The 19,513-nt window shown below is 55.8% G+C and carries 21 protein-coding genes; 8 read left to right on the top strand and 13 right to left on the bottom strand.

Features of this window, described 5'->3' with window-relative positions:
- Window positions 1-72 precede the first annotated feature (72 nt).
- From truD to cysG, 9 genes are all read right to left on the bottom strand, one after another.
- Window positions 73-1,113, bottom strand: coding sequence for a tRNA pseudouridine(13) synthase TruD (gene truD / locus GKC68_RS05340; protein ID WP_058705472.1), 1,041 nt, complete (start codon window positions 1,111-1,113; stop codon window positions 73-75).
- Window positions 1,110-1,592, bottom strand: coding sequence for a 2-C-methyl-D-erythritol 2,4-cyclodiphosphate synthase (ispF, locus tag GKC68_RS05335; protein WP_028723224.1), 483 nt, complete (start codon window positions 1,590-1,592; stop codon window positions 1,110-1,112). The genes truD and ispF overlap by 4 nt, the downstream gene beginning before the upstream one ends.
- The gene (ispD, locus tag GKC68_RS05330) at window positions 1,592-2,308 is read right to left on the bottom strand and encodes a 2-C-methyl-D-erythritol 4-phosphate cytidylyltransferase (RefSeq protein ID WP_028723225.1); all 717 of its coding nucleotides are present in this window, start codon (window positions 2,306-2,308) and stop codon (window positions 1,592-1,594) included. Before ispD ends, ispF begins: the two co-directional genes overlap by 1 nt.
- Window positions 2,309-2,311: 3 nt before the next feature.
- The gene (gene ftsB, locus GKC68_RS05325; RefSeq protein ID WP_024471451.1) at window positions 2,312-2,629 is read right to left on the bottom strand and encodes a cell division protein FtsB; all 318 of its coding nucleotides are present in this window, start codon (window positions 2,627-2,629) and stop codon (window positions 2,312-2,314) included.
- A gap of 168 nt (window positions 2,630-2,797) precedes the next feature.
- Entirely contained in the window at window positions 2,798-3,118 is a 321-nt protein-coding gene (locus GKC68_RS05320) for a DUF3561 family protein (RefSeq protein ID WP_013026921.1), read from the bottom strand.
- 55 nt (window positions 3,119-3,173) lie between these two features.
- On the bottom strand, window positions 3,174-3,779 hold the full coding sequence (gene cysC / locus GKC68_RS05315) for an adenylyl-sulfate kinase (RefSeq protein ID WP_013026922.1): 606 nt from the start codon (window positions 3,777-3,779) through the stop codon (window positions 3,174-3,176).
- The gene (cysN, locus tag GKC68_RS05310) at window positions 3,779-5,206 is read right to left on the bottom strand and encodes a sulfate adenylyltransferase subunit CysN (protein ID WP_028723226.1); all 1,428 of its coding nucleotides are present in this window, start codon (window positions 5,204-5,206) and stop codon (window positions 3,779-3,781) included. Before cysN ends, cysC begins: the two co-directional genes overlap by 1 nt.
- Window positions 5,207-5,217: 11 nt before the next feature.
- The gene (gene cysD, locus GKC68_RS05305; protein ID WP_006120739.1) at window positions 5,218-6,126 is read right to left on the bottom strand and encodes a sulfate adenylyltransferase subunit CysD; all 909 of its coding nucleotides are present in this window, start codon (window positions 6,124-6,126) and stop codon (window positions 5,218-5,220) included.
- Between the two features lie 11 nt (window positions 6,127-6,137).
- Entirely contained in the window at window positions 6,138-7,553 is a 1,416-nt protein-coding gene (gene cysG, locus GKC68_RS05300) for a siroheme synthase CysG (protein ID WP_028723227.1), read from the bottom strand.
- A 251-nt stretch (window positions 7,554-7,804) separates the two neighbouring features.
- On the opposite strand from cysG, the gene GKC68_RS05295 reads away from it, so the two are divergent.
- Window positions 7,805-8,815: an aminopeptidase gene (locus GKC68_RS05295; protein WP_047715579.1), complete on the top strand. Its 1,011-nt coding sequence runs from the start codon at window positions 7,805-7,807 to the stop codon at window positions 8,813-8,815.
- A 9-nt stretch (window positions 8,816-8,824) separates the two neighbouring features.
- On the top strand, window positions 8,825-9,109 hold the full coding sequence (locus tag GKC68_RS05290) for a YciI family protein (RefSeq protein ID WP_028723229.1): 285 nt from the start codon (window positions 8,825-8,827) through the stop codon (window positions 9,107-9,109).
- Window positions 9,110-9,176: 67 nt separating this feature from the next.
- Here the strand turns inward: GKC68_RS05290 and GKC68_RS05285 are convergent, their stop codons facing one another.
- Window positions 9,177-9,929 (bottom strand): IclR family transcriptional regulator, encoded by a 753-nt coding sequence (locus tag GKC68_RS05285; RefSeq protein ID WP_013026928.1) that lies wholly within the window; start codon window positions 9,927-9,929, stop codon window positions 9,177-9,179.
- Between the two features lie 362 nt (window positions 9,930-10,291).
- Between GKC68_RS05285 and GKC68_RS05280 the strand changes: the two genes are divergently transcribed.
- The 6 genes from GKC68_RS05280 to GKC68_RS05255 all read left to right on the top strand — a co-directional run bounded on the left by GKC68_RS05280 (window position 10,292) and on the right by GKC68_RS05255 (window position 15,091).
- Complete coding sequence (locus GKC68_RS05280; RefSeq protein WP_028723230.1) at window positions 10,292-10,684, top strand: RidA family protein; 393 nt, start codon at window positions 10,292-10,294, stop codon at window positions 10,682-10,684.
- Between the two features lie 123 nt (window positions 10,685-10,807).
- Window positions 10,808-11,650 carry a transporter substrate-binding domain-containing protein gene (locus GKC68_RS05275; protein ID WP_028723231.1) on the top strand — a complete coding sequence of 281 codons (843 nt, stop codon included), beginning with the start codon at window positions 10,808-10,810 and terminating at the stop codon, window positions 11,648-11,650.
- A gap of 47 nt (window positions 11,651-11,697) precedes the next feature.
- Window positions 11,698-12,435 (top strand): amino acid ABC transporter permease, encoded by a 738-nt coding sequence (locus GKC68_RS05270; RefSeq protein ID WP_028723232.1) that lies wholly within the window; start codon window positions 11,698-11,700, stop codon window positions 12,433-12,435.
- Window positions 12,432-13,076, top strand: coding sequence for an amino acid ABC transporter permease (locus GKC68_RS05265; protein WP_028723233.1), 645 nt, complete (start codon window positions 12,432-12,434; stop codon window positions 13,074-13,076). Before GKC68_RS05270 ends, GKC68_RS05265 begins: the two co-directional genes overlap by 4 nt.
- Window positions 13,073-13,810: an amino acid ABC transporter ATP-binding protein gene (locus GKC68_RS05260; protein WP_028723234.1), complete on the top strand. Its 738-nt coding sequence runs from the start codon at window positions 13,073-13,075 to the stop codon at window positions 13,808-13,810. Before GKC68_RS05265 ends, GKC68_RS05260 begins: the two co-directional genes overlap by 4 nt.
- A gap of 9 nt (window positions 13,811-13,819) precedes the next feature.
- The gene (locus GKC68_RS05255; RefSeq protein ID WP_028723235.1) at window positions 13,820-15,091 is read left to right on the top strand and encodes an alanine racemase; all 1,272 of its coding nucleotides are present in this window, start codon (window positions 13,820-13,822) and stop codon (window positions 15,089-15,091) included.
- 94 nt (window positions 15,092-15,185) lie between these two features.
- Here the strand turns inward: GKC68_RS05255 and GKC68_RS05250 are convergent, their stop codons facing one another.
- The 3 genes from GKC68_RS05250 to cysJ are packed head-to-tail and all read right to left on the bottom strand — an operon-like array spanning window position 15,186 to window position 19,437.
- Window positions 15,186-15,917 carry a phosphoadenylyl-sulfate reductase gene (locus GKC68_RS05250; RefSeq protein ID WP_047715580.1) on the bottom strand — a complete coding sequence of 244 codons (732 nt, stop codon included), beginning with the start codon at window positions 15,915-15,917 and terminating at the stop codon, window positions 15,186-15,188.
- The gene (cysI, locus tag GKC68_RS05245) at window positions 15,914-17,635 is read right to left on the bottom strand and encodes an assimilatory sulfite reductase (NADPH) hemoprotein subunit (protein ID WP_028723237.1); all 1,722 of its coding nucleotides are present in this window, start codon (window positions 17,633-17,635) and stop codon (window positions 15,914-15,916) included. The genes GKC68_RS05250 and cysI overlap by 4 nt, the downstream gene beginning before the upstream one ends.
- On the bottom strand, window positions 17,635-19,437 hold the full coding sequence (gene cysJ, locus GKC68_RS05240) for an NADPH-dependent assimilatory sulfite reductase flavoprotein subunit (RefSeq protein ID WP_028723238.1): 1,803 nt from the start codon (window positions 19,435-19,437) through the stop codon (window positions 17,635-17,637). Before cysJ ends, cysI begins: the two co-directional genes overlap by 1 nt.
- Window positions 19,438-19,513: the final 76 nt, after the last annotated feature.

The following is a 19,513-nucleotide window of genomic DNA, read 5'->3' as shown; positions in this document are numbered from 1 at the left end:
AACCGGCCGCCTACGCGGCTCGTTGGCAGCCTGGCGACGAGGCCGGTTCTGATACACAGGCGACGTCGTGGCTTATTCGTCAGGCATGTCAGGTAACCCGGTGCTGTTTAGCAACTCCCGGACAACGCTGGTGGCAAAGCTGCCTGCGGGCAGCCAGAATTGCATCTCCAGCGTGGCCTCATCCTGCCAGCGCCAGCGCAGGTCACGCGGGACCACCAGCATCGCACGGCGTCCTGCGTCCACGCGCTCACGCTCAAGCAGACCGCGCAGCTCACCGGCATCGGCCAGGCACTGCTGTTCAAAAGCCAGCGCATCCGCCTGAGGGCCGGGCTCGCCCTGCCCCGGTAACGGTGCCGTAATGCGAAGCGCATGCTGATTAACACGCGTCTGCAGTTCAGCCAGCTCTTCCGGCTGGGCAACGAACCAGCTGCCACGGCCGGTAAGCTGCAGTGCATCTCCGTTCATAACCTGGGTTAACCCGCCCTGCTGCGCTAAACGCATGCTGGTCACCTGATTAAACAGCGCACTGCGCGCCGCCGAGAGCATCAGTCCGCGCTTGCTGCGATCGCGTATCTGAATCTCGTTCCGCGCTAACTTTGCCGCCGTCACCAGGTTATTGCCGTTGCGGCCAAAGCGTTGTTCGCCAAAATAGTTGGGCACGCCGTTATCACGGATGCTAACCAGCCGCGCCTCTGTTTCCTCACGATGGCTGACCTGACGGATCACCAGCCGGAATGCATTTCCCGCCAGAGCGCCGATGCGCAGCTTGCGCTTATGGCGCACCACCTCAAGTATGTCAACGCCGTCCAGCGCAAACCCCGCCAGAACGGGCATGGCATTGCCGGGGACGCGAAAGCAAAGCGTCTGTTCCGTGACCGCGTGGCGATCTTTCATGCCCGCATAACTCAGGTCACGCACGCTGACCTTCATAAACTTCGCCAGGGCTTCAGCAACAAAACGGGTATTGGCGCCGCTTTTGCGAATACGCACCAGCACGTGCTCACCCTCGCCATCCGGCTGATAACCCAAATCTTCCACGACCACGAAATCTTCCGGTGTCGCTTTAATCACGCCTGTCGCCTTTGGCGTACCCTGCAGATAGTGCAGCGTCATGCCGGGTCCACTTTCAACAGTAAGGCCACCGCTTCACAGGCAATACCTTCACCCCGACCGGTAAAACCGAGTTTCTCGGTGGTGGTGGCTTTAACGTTAACCTGGTCCATGTGGCAGCCCAGATCTTCGGCAATGTTAATGCGCATTTGCGGCACGTGCGGCAGCATTTTAGGTGCCTGGGCAATCAGCGTGACATCAACGTTGCCAATGCAGTAGCCTTTGGCCTCGATGCGGCGCCATGCTTCACGCAACAGCCCGCGGCTGTCCGCGCCTTTGAACGCCGGATCGGTGTCCGGAAACAGCTTGCCAATATCGCCCATGGCCACCGCGCCCAACAGCGCATCGGTGAGCGCATGCAGCGCCACATCACCATCGGAATGGGCAATAAAGCCATACTCAAAGGGGATTCGCACACCGCCAATCACCAGCGGACCTTCTCCACCGAAGGCGTGAACGTCAAAACCGTGACCGATACGCATTATGTGCTCTCCTTTGACTGAATCTGATTGAGATAAAAAGCCGCCAGGGCTAAGTCTTCCGGGCGGGTAACTTTAATGTTGTCGCTACGGCCTGTTACCAGCTCAGGATGATAACCGCAGTACTCCAGCGCCGAGGCTTCGTCGGTAATCGTCGCCCCTTCGTTCAAGGCTCGCACCAGGCTGGCCGTCAGTAAGGCCCGGGGGAAAAATTGCGGGGTTAAAGCATGCCACAGGTTATCGCGATCGACAGTGTGCGCAATCGCCGCCTGACCCGGCTCGCCGCGTTTCATGGTGTCACGCACAGGTGCCGCCAGAATGCCGCCCGTTTTGCTGGTTTCCCGCAACTGCAGCAGACGATCCAGGTCGTCAGGATGCAGGCAAGGCCGTGCAGCATCGTGAACCAGCACCCAACTGGCACCCTGAGCTGCCTGCAGACCGGCCAGAACCGACTCCGCGCGCGTATCGCCCCCGGTGACGCAAATCACGCGCGGATCCTCTGCCAGGGGCAAAGCAGCAAAGTGCCGATCGTCTGGGCTTAACGCGACGATAACCTGCGAGACAGCTGGATGGGAAAACAGGCGGGCAATACTGTGTTCCAGAAGGGTGTGCTGACCAATCGTCAGATACTGTTTAGGGCAGATTGCCTGCATGCGGCTGCCGATACCGGCAGCGGGCACAACGGCAATCACATCCGCAGAGTGGGACCGATTGTTCATGTTTTATCGTTGTTGGTTTTGCGCGGCTTGTTGCGCGTTGCGTTTGTTCTGGTCAGGGACCAGACGATAGAAGGTTTCACCAGGCTTAATCATGCCTAATTCGCTGCGTGCGCGTTCCTCAATCGCTTCAGAGCCGCCATTGAGATCGTCAATTTCAGCAAAGAGTTGATCGTTGCGCATTTTCAATTTGGCGTTATTCGCCTTTTGTACCGCAACGTCATCGTTGACGCGCGTAAAGTCATGGATGCCGTTCTTACCCAGCCACAATGAATATTGCAGCCAACCCAACAGCACCAACAGCAGTAACGTCAGTTTTCCCATCCCGCCCCCTAAAAACGGCCCAATCATCCCATAACTTTACTCAGGACTCCACACTGACAGTAAAAATGGCGAGCCATGCTGTTTATGCAGACAAATAAAGGAGGAAAAGATCGGACGCAAAGCAGGAAAACTTTTGTAACCTGCTGCTGCGTTTGGACATCAGTGTCCTTACCAGCGGGACAGAAACAGGAACAGTAACCAGAACTGACAGGCCACCGCAGCAACACAGATCAGAACGGTCCAGAGCAGTTGCCCACGGAGCCAGGTATTCAATACCATCCCTGTGAGAACGGAAACAGGAAACAGGGCCAGGAAAAAGGGCCACGTGTAGAGGAAGAAAAACAGCGTGCTGGAGCCGTACAACAGGAAAGGTATGGCAAGCGCGCACCAGTAACAGATAAAGCCAATGACGCCTCCAGGAAGGACGGAACGAGGCTCATCCGGTGTACGGTGGTCTTTGCGTGCCAGCATGGGAGTAATGTTCTGCATAAATATCCTGTCAACGCGAAGGCGGCAAAACGAAAGGCGCTTTGCCGCTGTCTGTTCAGGAACTGATAATATCGCGCTGACGCAGCAGATCTAACAATTGGGCCGTCAGTTTTGTAACCAATTGTTCCCCGTTAAGCCAGATTTCTGGCTGGTCCGGCGCTTCATAAACGCTGTCTATTCCGGTGAAATTCTGTAACTCGCCTGCACGGGCTTTTTTGTACAACCCTTTAGGATCGCGCGCTTCACACACTGCCAGCGGCGTATCGACAAAAACCTCGATAAACCGGTCGCTGTCCAGCAGATCGCGCACCATCTGGCGCTCGGCACGGTGCGGTGAGATAAAGGCGGTAAGGACGACCAAACCGGCATCCACCATCAGTTTGGCCACCTCGCCTACACGGCGGATATTCTCTTTACGATGTTCATCGCTAAAGCCCAGATCGCGACACAACCCGTGACGGACATTGTCGCCGTCCAGCAGATAGGTGCTGACACCGATGCGGTGTAGCGCCTGCTCCAGCGCCCCCGCAACGGTGGATTTACCGGACCCCGAAAGGCCGGTAAACCACAGTACCACGCCCTGATGGCCATGTTGCTGTTCGCGTGCCTGCCGCGTAACCGGATGGTCATGCCATACTACGTTTTCATCGTGTTGGGCCATTACTGACCGCCCAGCAGATCGCGCGCATTCCAGTGCGGGAAGTGGCGACGGACCAGCGCATTAAGCTCGAGTTCGAACGCGCTGAACTCGCCGTTGTGCTGCGGCCGATCGTTCAGTGGTTCATGAATCAGCCCCGCGCCTACGGTGACGTTACTCAGACGGTCAATAATGATCATGCCGCCGGTTACGGGATTTTGCTGATAGCTGTCAAGCACCAGCGGCTCATCAAACGTAAACTCAGCAAGGCCAATCCCGTTCAGCGGCAGGTTGTCCACCTGCCGTTTCTCCAGTGAATTAATTTCAACCTGATGAATGACCTTTTCTACTCGCCCACGGGCTTTCTTACCGGCGATTTTTACATCGTAGCTCTGCCCAGCCTGAAGCGGCTGCTCAGCCATCCACACCACATCGACGGTGGCGGACTGAACGGCGCGCAACTCGGCGCTGGCGTCCACTAACAGATCGCCACGGCTGATATCGATTTCGTCGTTCAGGACCAGCGTAATGGCCTCGCCCGCTCCCGCTTCCTGCAGATCGCCGTCAAAGGTCACGATGCGGGCAATGGTAGACTCCACACCTGAAGGCAGCACTTTAACGCGCTGCCCCACTTTCACCACGCCAGAGGCCAGCGTACCGGCATAACCGCGGAAGTCGAGATTGGGACGATTAACATACTGCACCGGGAAACGCATCGGCTGGTGATCCACCACCGCGTTTAACTCCACGGTTTCCAGAACGTCGAGTAACGTCGGGCCGCTATACCACGGCATGCTCTGGCTCTGAGAGGCGACGTTTTCGCCTTCCAGCGCCGACATCGGCACAAAGCGAATATCCAGGTCTTCGGGCAACTGCCCGGCAAAATCGAGGTAATCCTGCTTGATCTGCTCAAACACAGACTGCTGGTAATCCACCAGATCCATTTTGTTTATGGCCACAACCAGATGCCTGATGCCCAGCAGCGTCGAAATAAAGCTGTGGCGACGCGTCTGATCCAGCACGCCTTTGCGCGCGTCGATCAGCAGGATCGCCAGGTCGCAGGTTGATGCGCCCGTTGCCATATTGCGGGTGTACTGCTCATGGCCTGGCGTGTCGGCGATGATGAACTTACGCTTTTCGGTGGAGAAATAGCGATAGGCGACATCAATGGTAATCCCCTGCTCGCGCTCAGCCTGTAAACCATCGACCAGCAGCGCCAGATCCAGTTTCTCGCCCTGGGTGCCGTGACGTTTGCTGTCGCTTTGTAATGAAGACAGCTGATCTTCATAGATCTGACGCGTGTCATGCAGCAAGCGGCCAATCAGCGTACTTTTGCCGTCATCGACGCTGCCGCAGGTCAGAAAACGCAGCAGGCTTTTATGTTGTTGTGCGGTCAGCCAGGCTTCAACGCCGCCCTGTTCGGCAATCTGTTGTGCAATTACGGTATTCATCTGGCGTCTCCTTAGAAATAACCCTGACGTTTTTTCAGTTCCATCGAACCGGACTGATCGCGGTCAATCACACGGCCCTGACGCTCGCTGGTGGTGGAAACCAGCATCTCTTCGATAATCTCAGGCAAGGTTTGCGCTTCAGATTCCACCGCACCGGTTAACGGCCAGCACCCAAGGGTACGGAAACGCACCATGCGCTGTTTAATCACTTCACCTGGCTGGAGGTTAATACGATCGTCATCGATCATCATCAACATGCCATCACGTTCCAGTACAGGACGCGGCGCGGCCAGATAAAGCGGCACGATCTCAATGTTTTCCAGGAAGATGTATTGCCAGATATCCAGCTCGGTCCAGTTAGACAGCGGGAAAACACGGATGCTCTCGCCTTTGTTAATCTGGCCGTTGTAGTTGTGCCACAGTTCCGGACGCTGATTTTTTGGATCCCAGCGGTGAAAACGGTCACGGAACGAGTAGATACGCTCTTTGGCACGTGACTTTTCTTCATCCCGACGGGCGCCGCCGAAGGCCGCATCAAAGCCATACTTATTCAGCGCCTGCTTGAGTCCTTCGGTTTTCATAATGTCGGTGTGCTTGGCACTGCCGTGCACAAAGGGGTTGATCCCCATCGCCACCCCTTCGGGATTGCGATGTACCAACAGCTCCGCGCCCATCGCTTTGACAGTGCGGTCGCGGAATTCATACATCTCGCGAAATTTCCAGCCGGTGTCCACGTGCAGCAACGGGAACGGCAACGTGCCTGGGTAGAAGGCCTTACGTGCCAGATGCAGCATGACTGAGGAATCCTTGCCGATGGAATACATCATGACCGGATTGCCGAATTCGGCTGCCACTTCGCGGATAATATGGATGCTCTCCGCCTCCAGTTGGCGCAGATGAGTGAGTCGTTTTTGGTCCATCGTTTTTCCTCTCAAGCCAGATTGACAACGGCGGACTCGCGAGCCCCCTGCTGTGCCGAATGCTGAAACCAGGCCAGTTGCCCGTGTAAATTAACCACTTCCCCAATCACCAGCAGGGCCGGGGAAGGCGCTGACGCTGCCAGCGTCTCCAGATGTTCGAGTGTGCCGGTCAATACCTGCTGATCCGGCCGGGTACCGCGCCCAATCACCGCAACCGGTGTTGAAGGCGCGCGCCCATGAAGAATAAGCTGCTGGCTGATGTGAGCCGCCTTGACAGCGCCCATGTAAATCGCCAGCGTCTGACGGGCACGCGCGAGGGATGGCCAGTCAATATCATCGCCATCCGGACGGCAGTGTCCGGTGATAAACAGCACGCTTTGTGCGTAATCACGGTGCGTCAGCGGAATGCCGGCATAGGCGGTAGCCCCTGCGGCGGCCGTTACGCCAGGCACGACCTGGAAGGGAATGCCCGCTTGCTGCGCCGCCTGCAACTCTTCGCCGCCGCGGCCAAAAATAAAGGGATCGCCGCCTTTAAGGCGCACCACACGTTTGCCTTTCTGCGCCAGCTGCACCATCAACTGGTTAATTTCGTCCTGCGGCAGGAGATGGGCGCTGGCACGCTTGCCCACGCAGATACGATCGGCATCGCGCCGGACCAGATCGAGCACCTCATCGCTGACGAGATGATCGTAGAGCACCACGTCCGCCAGCTGCATCACCTGCAGCCCGCGCAGGGTTAACAGGCCGCTGTCGCCAGGCCCCGCGCCAACCAGAATAATTTCGCCCTGTCGGGGCGGCTGATCGCCTAGTTCGCTATCCAGCGTCTGTTTAGCGGCCGTAACGTCGCCCGTCGCCATCTGACTGGCAAAACGGCCGTTGAATATTCTTTCCCAGTAACGACGACGATCGGACATACGGCTGAAGCGAGCTTTGACTTTGTCACGCCACTGACCTGCCAGCTCGGCCATTTGGCCCAGATGGGATGGCAGCAGCGTTTCGAGTTTCTCGCGCAGCATGCGCGCCAGCACCGGCGCGGTGCCACTGGAGGAGATCGCCACCACCAGTGGCGAGCGATCAACAATAGAGGGGAAAATAAAGCTGCATTTAGGCTGATCGTCTACCACGTTTACCAGCTTGTGGCGGGCATTTGCTTCGTCATAGACCTGCGCATTCAGCGCATTGTCATCGGTAGCGGCAATGACCAGAAAGACCTTGTCGAGCTGAGCGGGTTCAAAGGACGTGGCCAGCCATTCAAGCTGCTGTTCATCCAGCAAAGCCTGTAACTCGGGGCAGAGTTCGCGTGAGGCGATTTGAATGCGCGCCCCGGCCCGACGCAGCAGCTCAATCTTGCGCGCCGCGATATCTCCGCCGCCAACGACCAGTACGGGTCGTCCAGCGAGATCGGCAAAAAGAGGCAAATAATCCACGTTAACCCTGGTGTTGTTACGATGCGTAATCGCGACTATACGTTCACAGGTTTATCGAGATGAAATTACGAATTGGAATGAGATGTTACCGAATGGAATAACGCCCGGCAAAAGCTCAGAACAAAATGTGCTTAGCGAATGATCTTGTGGGGCTTTCCGGACGATTCAAATTGTGTAATCACCGTCACAGTTTCATACTAGGCACAAAAAATATGGCCCTCTTTTACGGAATCATTCACAAGGAACCCGACATGTCCGCCTTTCTCCGCCTGGCCGTGCTGCTTGGCGGCTGCATTATTTTCAGCGCTCAGGCCGTGACCGACCTCACCGGGCACTTTGCTGAGCAACAGGTGCGTCATATTGCCACCTATTTTCCCGGCCGCATGAGCGGCAGTCCGGCTGAACTGATGGCGGCCGACTATCTGCAGCAGCAGTTTACTCAACTCGGTTTTGAAACTAATACCCGGCAGTTTAATACCGGCTATGCCTGGCGCGAAAATGACGGCACCTCGCGCTGGCGTAAGCTTACCGCGACCTCGGTGATTGCCGCACGCGCAGGCAGCGCCCCTCAGGAGATTTTGGTGGTGGCCAGCCTGGATACGTGGATTCCGCTCAGCGACGACGAACAGGCGCGCGGGCTTGGCGGCCTGCGTTTGCAAGGCGTTGATGACAATGCATCTGGGCTTGGCGTGATGTTGGAACTGGCCCGGCAGATGAGTCATAAACCGCTCCATTATGGCGTGCGCTTTGTCGCGCTCAGCGCCAGCGAATCACAGCTGCACGGTATAGAAGACTATGTGGCACGCATGAGTGAAAAAGAGAAAAAAAATACGCTGCTGGTGATCGATCTCAACAGCCTGATTACGGGCGACCACCTTTATTTCAACAGCGGCATGAACACGCCGCGCGCCGTGCGTAAACAGACCAGCGAACGCGCCTTGCTGTTAGCTCGCCGCTATGGCATTTCTGCCGTCAGTCGTCAGATGAAGAGCACTGATTTTCAGGGCATCAATCCTTTCGACGCGGCAGGATTCCCTTTGCTTGACGTCACTACGCGAAACTGGAACCTGGGCAGCAAGAATGGTGAACAGCAACGCACCCGTTCCCGGCATTTCCCGGATGGCACGACCTGGCATCAGACCGATCGCGATAATCTGGATTTTTTAGATCGCTGGCTACCCGGCCGGATTGGTCTTCGTACCCATGACAGCGTTAAAGTGCTGCTGCCATTGCTGAGCGAGTTAACCAACCCCAAAGTGTGAGGACAGACGATGTATGTCATTTACCTGAGTTATTTTCGGCCCATCGAGGAAGTGGAAGCCCTGCTGGCACCCCATATAACGTGGCTGGATCGCTATTTTGACAACGGTGAGTTTATTGCTGCCGGCCGCAAAGATCCCCGCACGGGCGGCATGATCATGGTAAAAGACATGGATCGCGCCCGGCTGGATACGATTCTGGCGGAAGATCCCTTTGTCGCCGTGGCCCATTATGAGGTCACGAAGGTTAACGTGACGCGCACAGCCGATGCGTTTGCGGGGCTGAAAGACCTGTAGCCCCTGAGCCAACAGCGTCGGGCGCCCCGTTTCCCCACGCGGCGCTGCTTTCAACTTGCCCGTTGGCTCAGGTAAAGTCAGACAGCTTCTGACCCGCGTTAATTAAGGTTTTCAGCAGCATCTGACGCCGCGCTTCTGGTGTATCCCGGCTTACCATAAAACAGATGGCCGCCACCGCCAGATCGTTGCGGGCGCGAATAGGCGCAGCCATACAGCAGGTAAAGCTCTCTGACAGCCCTTCCGTCATGGAGTAGCCAAGATGCCCGGCCCGGTGAATGTCAGCCAGAAAGTCCTGCTTATCCAGCACCTTGCCGTTCGCCAGCTGGTAATCCTCTTCCGGGATCAGGGCCAAAATCGCCTCATCGCTCCAGTTACTCAGCAGCAAGCGGCCGGTGGCTGTCCAGGGAATCGGGATTTTAACGCCGATATCGGAGGTTATCTTGAACGGATGGGCATTGCTCTCTGACAGCACCACCGTGTATTTATTGCCTTCCAGCATACACAGCTGCACGGTTTCACCATGCTCAGCAACCATCTCGATCATTAACTGATGGGCACGACGGATCAGGGGATTGTGCGCCATATAATCCGCACCGTAATAGTGCATTTCACGACCAAAATAGATACTGCCTTCCGAATCAATTTCGACCAGCCCCGCCTCACTCAACAGATTAACCAGTTCATACACGCTTGAGCGGGGCGCGCCCGTCGCCTCGATCAGTTCACGCATCGCCATGGGCTGGCGGGCAACGTGTAACTGACGAAAAATCGCGATCACACGGTCCACGCCACGTGCTCTGGCGGGTTTATCTTCCTGCATATCCTTATTCTCCTGCCGGGATCGTCACGTTAAGGTTGATGGAATACATCATACACAGCCCACTTTGTTTTACCTACGGTCGCGCACGCTATCTCGTCTTTTCTTTTTTTCACGACATGCTATTTATCAGGGCACCAAAAGAGCGCACGCAATAATGATAAAAAGAGATCTTCATCACCATTTATTTAAAAAACTTACCATTAATGGCAAATATTCGTGAAGCCAGTTGTAAAGCATCAAAATAATCCCTGATCAGGCTATTGCAAAAGAAATAACATTGTGCAAATCTCGATCTATCCGGTATTACAGATTTGATTCCGGTATATCAGACAAGATGCAGAAATGATTCTAAGGGCACAAGCATGACAATTAAGCGCTATGGCACAGAGGGCGGTGTCGGTACCGGAGGACAAAAGCTGCCTTTTGCCCGTGCGGTAGAAGCCGACGGCTGGCTGTATATCTCCGGGCAGACGCCAATGAAAGGCGGCGAGGTCGTTGAAGGCGGCATCATTGAACAGACGCGCCTGGCCTTCGACAACTGTCTGACCATTATGCAGGAAGCAGGCTATCGGATTCAGGATGTGGTGCATGTGACGGCGGTCCTGACGGATGCACGTTACTTCAGCTCATTTAATAAAGTGTTTAGTGAGCTTTTTCATGATAACCCGCCCGCCCGTATTTGCAGCGTGCAGGACCTGGTTGTGGATTGCAAAGTCGAAGTCGATATGACGTGTTTCAATGCCGGGCGGAAATAAACGCTGACTCTTATCTCCCCGGCTAAAAATAAACGCATTCGATATAAAAGTGATAATTAAAAACGCCTCTCCACATTATTTAATAATGTTGGTGATATCCCTCTTTTATTTGAGAGCAGAAATATGAATACCACTTTCCAGCAAAATGTATTCACCCGGTTCCTGCCTGCCCTGTTCACCGTGGTGGCACTGGCCGGTTGTACGCCAACGGACAATAAAAATGAAACTGCAGGGGCCGCACCGGCATCCACGCTGCAAACCGTGCTTCAGCGTGGTACGTTGCGGGTGGGTGACTGCCTGAGCTTTGCGCCCTTCGGTTTTTACGATAAAGCCGGTAATCCCGACGGTTACGATGTCGATCTGGCCAAATCCCTTGCAAAAGCGATGGGGGTAAAGCTCGAAATGGTGAATACCACCAGCGCTAACCGCATTCCTAATCTGCAAACCAATAAAGTGGATGTCGTGTTCTGTAATTTCACCCGCAACCTGGAGCGCGCCAAAGAGATTGGCTTTACTCAGCCTTACGTGGTGGCCAGTGAAGCGATGCTGGTTCGTAAAGTAAGCGGAATCAAATCGGCCCACGACATGGCAGGAAAAACCATCGCGACGGTCAAAGGCTCGACCAACGGCGACGAAGTTCGCAGCATGGGGATCGATGTAAAGATCCAGGAATATGATTCCTCTCAGGCAGCGATTCTGGCCGTGAAGCAGGGTCAGGCAGATGCCATGATTGAAGATAATAACTTCCTCGCCTATCAGGCCAAACTCGACCCAACACTGGAAGTCACGAATGAAGCCCTGGTTCCGCTGGAATACAACGCGTTCGGCGTGAAGCAAGGCGATCAGGTGTGGACGAACTATCTCAACGAATTCCTGTTTGAAATTAACGCATCAGGTGAGAACGCACAGCTCTACCAAAAATGGTTTGGCAGTAAGCCTCGCTATCCGCTGAATCCGCAGTTCTGACAGAAGAGGACGCAGGTCACACCTGTGTCCTTCTGAGGAGGCTTTTAATGCGCTACCAATGGCTGACACTCTGGCAATATGCCGATACCTTTCTCGCCGCGACCTGGTTAACGCTTCAGGTTACGTTGCTGGCTTTTATGCTGGCGCTGGTACTGGGACTGCTAGCCGCGCTGGCGAAATCTGCGCCTTTTGCGCCTTTGCGCTGGTTGAGCCACGGCTACGTGGAATTTATTCGTAACACGCCCGTGTTGCTGCAGATTTTTATCGTCTTTTTCGGGCTTCCCTCGCTGGGCATTACCATGAGCGCCTTTACCGCGGGCGTGCTGGCGCTGGGGATTAACGTCGGTGCGTATCTGGCTGAGGTTTTTCGCGCCGGTATTCAGTCCGTCCCCAAAGGTCAGCTGGAAGCCGCCTGGATTCTGGGCATTAGTCGTCGCCAGCGATTTTTAAACGTGGTCATGCCACAGGCCGCGCGCGCCGTCTGGCCCGCAATTATTAACAACCTGATTCAGCTACTGTTGGGCACCTCACTGCTGTCAGCCATTGCGCTACCGGAGTTGACGGGCACCGCAACGGTCATCAATGCGCGTACGCTGCTCTACATTCAGACATTCAGCGTCGTCGCGTTGGTCTATCTGTTTCTCAGTAACCTGTTTTCCTGGCTGGGCAGTGTCGCGGGACGCCGACTGTTTATGCCGCCGCTGGTTGTGTCGGTCAAACGGCCTATCTGGTCGCAGGCGAAAAGAATGTTTTCCCATACGATTAAACGGGAGCCAGCCCAATGAGCGAACTGATCCTCAGCAGTCTGCCGCTCTTATGGCGCGGTCTGGTGATTACGTTATTGCTGTCGGTCGCTGCCATTGCGGGCAGCACGTTGCTGGGTTTACTGGCCGCGATTTTGCGTACCAGCCGCATTCCCGTCGCCCGGCAAATTGCCGTGATCTATACCGAGCTGTTTCGCGGCACGCCCGTGCTTATCACGCTGATGTTTATTTACTTTGGCGTGGCCTATTTTGGGTATGACATCAACCTGTTTGCCGCAGGCATTATGGGCCTGAGCATTTATCAGGGCGCTTACATTGCCGAGATTTTTCGTGGCGGGATTGAAGCCGTGCCGAAAGGACAGTGGGAAGTTTCGTGGATCCTTGGGCTCTCAAGGCGGCAGACGTTTATCAGCGTGATTCTGCCGCAAACTCGCGGCATCGTATTGCCGCCGCTGGTGGGTCAGTATCTGTCGCTGATTAAAGATACCTCTATCGTCAGCATGATAGGCATGTCGGAACTGATGCATCAGGGCCAGGCCATCGTCGATCGCATCGGACAGCCCGTTGTGGTTTATGGTCTGGTTGCCCTGCTCTATTTCGTTATCTGTTTTCCGCTTTCCCGCTGGGTCCAGCATCAGCAAACCAGGAACTCGTTATCATGAAAAATGCAGCCATTACTCTGAGCCGGATTACGAAGTCATTTGGCGCTACACAAGTTCTGAAAGAGATCAGCCTTGATGTCTCGCCCGGAGAGGTGCTGGTGCTGATCGGCGCATCCGGTTCCGGTAAAAGTACCGTACTACGGATCATGAGTGGTCTGGAAAAGGCCGACGGCGGCGAAATTTGGGTTAACGGCGTTCCGCTGCACGACCCAAAACGCAATCGTGATATTTGTGGTCAGGTGGGAATGGTGTTCCAGCAGTTCAATCTGTTTCCTCATAAAACCGCCCTCGGCAATGTCACCCTGGCGCTAATAAAAGCGCAGAAGCTGTCAGCGGCCGAGGCGAATTCGCGCGGGATGGCAGCGCTGGAGCGCGTTGGACTGGCTGACCGCGCCGATCACTATCCTTCTCAGCTCTCCGGGGGACAGCAACAACGTGTAGCCATTGCGCGCGCCCTGGCGGTGCAGCCTAAAATCATGTTCTTTGATGAAGCCACCTCCGCTCTCGATCCTGAATTAGTTGGTGAAGTAATGGAAGTGATGCGCGGGCTGGCGCGCGAGGGCATGACGATGGTGGTGGTGACCCACGAAATGGGGTTTGCCCGGAAAACAGCCGATCGCGTTGTTTTTATGGATCAGGGCGTGATTGCTGAGCAGGGTAAGCCGGACGACATTTTTGTTCATCCGCAGAATCCGCGCACGCAACAGTTTCTCTCACGCGTACTTGAGCACTAAGGAGCCGCCATGCCTTTACATTTCCCGCTGGTCGCAGACGCGAAGCTGGACACTGCGCAGCCGTCGCCCCGCTTTAAATCGGTTGCCGGTGAGGGCGATGCTCCCCTCAAGGTCGGCACCGCCGTGCTGAGTAGCGAAGATGTCTTTTCACCCGTCATGGTAATGAAACAGTCCGCTCTGGAAAACAATCTGCGGCAGTTAGCGGCGTTTTGCCAGGAGAAAGGCGTCATGCTGGCGGCACATGGCAAAACCTCAATGGCACCGGCAATCTTACGCCGGGCCGTGACGCAGGGCGGCGCGTGGGGAATTAGCGCAGCAACACCTGCTCAGGTGCGCGCCCTGCGCCATTTCGGTATCCGCAACGTGTTTCTGGCAAACGAATGTGTCGATCCTGGCGGAATTCGCTGGATTGGTGAATGGCAGCGTCGGCATCCTGACCACGGCTTTCTCTGTTATGTTGACTCCCTGGCGGGCGTTACGCTGCTGGAGCAAAACCTGGGCGACACGGCCATTGCGGTCTTGATTGAAGTGTCGATTCCCGGCGGCAGAACAGGATGCAGAACCGAAGAGGAGGTGCTGGCGATTGCTGAGCGCATCGCCCAAAGTCGCCATCTTCATCTTGTTGGTGTCGCAGGCTACGAAGGCGCGCTGGGTGCCGGGCGGGATGCGGCTGGCGTGGCGTTAATTCAGCACTACTGCAACGTTATGCTGGACTGCGCCAGAATGCTGGCTGAACGCCAGCTGTTCCACAGCAAGACAATTCTGCTCAGCGCAGGTGGTGGGGCGTGGTTTGATGTGGTGACAGCCTGTTTTACCCAGGCCATTTTGCCGCTGCCGGTTCAGCCTTTGATTCGCTCGGGTGCCTATATGGCACACGACAGCGGGCTCTATTCGCGTATAGCGCCTTTTTCCCAGCCCGGCGCTAACCATCATTTCGAAGCGGCCCTGGAAATCTGGGGGCGCGTGCTCTCCCGCCCTGAATCTGGTCTGGCGCTGCTGGATTTTGGCAGACGGGACGTGCCTTTCGATCAGGATTTGCCTGTGCCTTTGTGGATTCGCCAGCCGGATGGCACCGCGCCACGAACCGGCACGCATCTGCACATCAGTGAGGTTAACGATCAGCACGCCTATTTACGCGTGCCTGACGATGAATCGCTGATGCCGGGAGACTGGGTCGGATGCGGTATTTCTCATCCATGCACGGCATTTGATAAATGGCGTTATCTTCCCTTAGTGGATGATGAATACCGGGTGGTGGACAGCGTCGAGACGGCGTTTTGAGCGTAGCCGACATCCTTCCCCTGAGGCGATGACGGGGCCATAGCAAAACGGGCGACCCCAGAGGATCGCCCGTTACCCGAGCTAAGCGCGTCAGTTAGCCTTCGTGCAGGCCGCACTCACGTTTCAGGCCAAAGAAACGCGTTTCTTCTTCTGCCATCCCCGGCTCCCACTTGCGCGTGGTGTGCGTATCTCCGACGGACAGATAGCCTTCCTCCCACAGCGGATGGTATTTAAGGTTGTGGGTTTGCAGATACTGATGAATCTGGCGGTTATCCCAGTCAATAATTGGCAGCACTTTAAACACGCCGCGCTGCACGCCCAGTACCGGCAATGAAGCGCGGCTGCCTGACTGATCGCGGCGCAGACCTGCAAACCAGGTTTGGGCGCCCAGGGTTTCCAGCGCCCGGTTCATCGGCTCAACTTTGTTGATTTGGTTGTACTGTTCAATGCCCTCTACCCCTTGCTCCCACAGCTTGCCGTAGCGTGCTTCCTGCCACGCTGGCGAGGTTTCCGCCCGGAACACCTGCAGGTTAAGGTTAAGCTGGTCGGCCAGTTCATCAATAAAGCGGTAGGTTTCCGGAAACAGATAGCCGGTATCGGTGAGGATGACCGGAATATCCGGTTGTACGCGCGTCACCAGATGCAGCGATACCGCAGCCTGAATGCCAAAGCTGGACGAGAGCACGTAAGCCCCCGGCAGATTCTCCAGTGCCCAGCTTACACGCTCTTCAGCCGTGGCCTTTTCCAGTTGGGCATTGGTCGCCGCCAACGCCATTGCGCGCTGGACCTTCGACATCTCATTCAGTGCTGCAAGATCGATACTCATTTTGCCTCCTGCCAGAAGTCGCGCGCAGGATCCAACACCGGCGTAACAATGCCAGCCCGAATCACGAAGTCACCAAAGCCTTCTGCGGCCTCGCGTTCTTTCGCCCAGCGACCTACCAGCTCATCAAGTGTGGCGAGAATTTCACTTTCAGTAATATTTTCGCGATACATACGTGGAATGCGCGTCCCGATGCGGTTACCCCCGATATGCAGGTTGTAACGACCCGGCGCTTTCCCCACCAGGCCCACTTCTGCCAGCATGGCACGGCCACAGCCGTTCGGACAACCGGTAACGCGTAACACTATGTGCTCTTCGCCTACGCCATGGCTGTGCATGATCTCTTCGACTTTCGTCACAAAAGACGGCAGAAAACGTTCAGCCTCGGCCATCGCCAGCGGACAGGTTGGAAACGCTACGCAGGCCATCGAGTTTTCCCGCTGGGCCGTCACGTTTTCCATCAGGCCGTGCTCGCGGGCAATCGCTTCAATCTGCGCTTTTTGGCTTTCCGGCACGCCTGCCACAATCAGGTTCTGGTTGGCGGTCAGACGGAAATCACCCTGATGGATTTTGGCGATTTCAGCCACGCCGCTTTTCAGCGGACGTCCCGGATAATCCAGCAGACGACCGTTTTCGATGAACAGCGTCAGATGCCACTTGTTATCAATGCCCTTGATCCAGCCAATGCGATCGCCACGGGTGGTGAATTCATAGGGGCGCGTCGGTGCAAAAGTGATACCGGCGCGTTTCTCGACTTCCGCCTTGAAGGTTTCTACGCCTACGCGTTCCAGCGTGTATTTGGTTTTGGCGTTTTTACGATCGGTACGGTTGCCCCAGTCGCGCTGCGTCGTCACTACCGCCGCCGCCACATCCAGGATCTTATCAACCGGGAAGTAGCCAAATTCGCTGGCGGTGCGCGCGTAGGTGGCTTTATTACCGTGCTCAATGGACAAGCCGCCGCCCACCAGCAGATTAAAGCCCACCAGCTTGCCGTTTTCCGCAATCGCGATAAAGTTCAGATCGTTAGCATGTAGATCGACATCGTTATGCGGCGGAATCACTACCGTGGTTTTAAACTTACGCGGCAGGTAGGTCTGGCCCAGGATCGGCTCTTCGTCGGTGGTGGCGACTTTTTCCTGATCCCACCAGATCTCTGCATAGGCGCGTGTTTGTGGCAGCAGATGCTCCGACAGCTTTTTGGCCCACTCATAGGCTTCCTGATGCAACTCAGACTCCACTGGGTTTGAGGTGCACAGGACGTTACGGTTAACGTCATTCGCTGTCGCCAGCGCATCCAGCCCCACTTCGTGCAGCATCTGGTGCGTCGGCTTCACGTTCTTCTTCAGAATGCCGTGAAACTGGAAAGTCTGACGGTTGGTCAAACGGATGCTGCCGTAAAGGGTTTTATCGGTAGCAAATTTATCAATCGCCAGCCACTGGGTCGGCGTAATGATCCCGCCCGGCAGACGGCAGCGCAGCATCATCGCGTGGCGAGGCTCAAGTTTTTGCTCTGCACGTTCAGCACGAATATCGCGGTCATCCTGCTGGTACATGCCGTGAAAACGGATCAGCAGGAAGTTATCGCCGCTGAAACCACCGGTCAGGCCCTCGTCGAGGTCCTCAAGGATGGTACCGCGCAGGTAGTTACTCTCTTTTTTTAAACGCTCAGCGTCGGTGAGTTTGCCTTCAACCACCAGCGGTCCTGGGTATTTTTCAGTCATTAGTAAACGTCTCGCTGATAACGGCGCTCAATGCGCAGCTCACTTAAAAATTCGTCAGCCGTTTCACGATCCATAGCGCCGTGTTCGACCACCACATCCAGTAATGCCTGCTCAACGTCTTTTGCCATACGATTGGCGTCGCCGCAGACGTAAAGGTGCGCGCCTTCCTGTAACCAGCTCCACACCTCCGCACCTTTGGCGCGGATTTTATCTTGTACGTAAACTTTCTCGGCCTGATCGCGCGACCAGGCCAGATCGATATTCGTTAACAGGCCATCTTTCACGTATCTCTGCCATTCCACCTGATACAGGAAATCGTCAGTAAAGTGTGGATTGCCAAAGAATAGCCAGTTTTTACCGCTGGCGCCGTCGTTCTCGCGCTGCTGCATAAAGGCGCGGAACGGCGCAATACCGGTGCCAGGCCCAATCATAATAACCGGTGCATCCGGGTTGGCGGGCAGACGGAAATTATCGTTGTGTTCGATAAACACGCGCACCTCACCGTCTTCTTCAATGCGATCCGCCAGCCAGGTGGAAGCGCCGCCGCCGCGCGGGCGCCCTTCAATATCAAAGCGCACGGCCCCCACGGTGATATGTACTTCGGTATCGGTTTCGGCCTGAGACGAAGCGATAGAGTAAAGACGCGGCGTTAACGGACGCAGCAAGCCGGATAACTGTTCTGCGCTCAGTTGGGCTGGTGCCAGACGAACCATATCAACAATCGGGTAGCGTTGCGCATACTGCTGCAGTTTGGCTTTATCATCCACCAGCGACAGCAGTTCGTCGTTACGCGCTAAGCTCGCATATTGCGCCACGATTTGCGCCGTATTGACCGTTAACTCAAAATGCTTCTGCAACGCCTCTGCCAGCGGTAACGTCTGGCCCTGCACCTCTACTGGCTCATCGCCTTTTAGCCACACCAGCTCAAGCAGCTCATTCACCAGGGCCGCGTCATTCTCATACCAGACGCCCAGCGCATCACCGGGCTGGTAGCGTAACCCTGAATCGCCCAGGTCGATTTCGATATGGCGCACATCTTTATCCGAATCGCGCCCGGTAATTTTCTGGTTAACCGCCAGGCTGGCAATAAGCGGCTGCTCTTTGGTGTAAGGGCTGGTAAAGACTTCGTTCACGCTGCCGGCGACGGTTGCCGCACTCTGGGCCGGTGACGCCGCCGGTACGCGTTCTTTCAGTGCGGCAGTGATTGCCGCGCGCCAGGCGCTGGCCTGCCCGGCATATTCAACATCCGCATCGACCCTATCCAGCAGTCGTTCCGCACCCAGCTCGGCCAGGCGGCTGTCAAAATCTTTGCCCGCTTTGCTGAAGAATTCATAGGAGGTATCGCCCAGACCAAACACGGCAAAGGCCGCGCCGTCCATTTTGGGCGCTTTCTTAGACATCAGGAATTTATGCAGCGCAACGGCCTCTTCCGGTGGTTCGCCTTCGCCCTGCGTCGAGGTCACGACAATGAGAATTTTTTCCTGGCCAATCTGCTTAAATTTAAAGTCGCCTGCGTTGACCAGATTCACGGTCAGCTTTGCCGCCTGCAGGTCATCGCGTAACTGCTCGGCTACCCGACGGGCATTGCCGGTTTGTGAGGCAGAGAGCAGCGTAATCGCCGGGGTTTCAGCCTGTGCAGGCGCGCTGGCAACCGCCTGGCCTGGCGTTTGATTGACCATGCCCCAGAAATAGCCAGAGAGCCAGGCCATCTGAGTGGTGGAAAAATCTGTCGTTGCTGCCTGTAAACGAGCAAGTTGCTCCGGAGAGAGCGGGAGCATTGAGCCTGGTGCCTGAGTCGTCATCGCGATAAAAATTCCAGTAGCAGAAGTCCGGACCGAATAGTAGCGGAAGAGAAGAAAGGGTACAGGCTGCCATATT

The organism is Pantoea sp. RSPAM1 (assembly GCF_038816185.1).
Lineage (GTDB): Bacteria > Pseudomonadota > Gammaproteobacteria > Enterobacterales > Enterobacteriaceae > Pantoea > Pantoea ananatis.
Note: the sequence above shows the minus strand (reverse complement) of the source record. Positions and strands in the feature narration are given on the sequence as shown.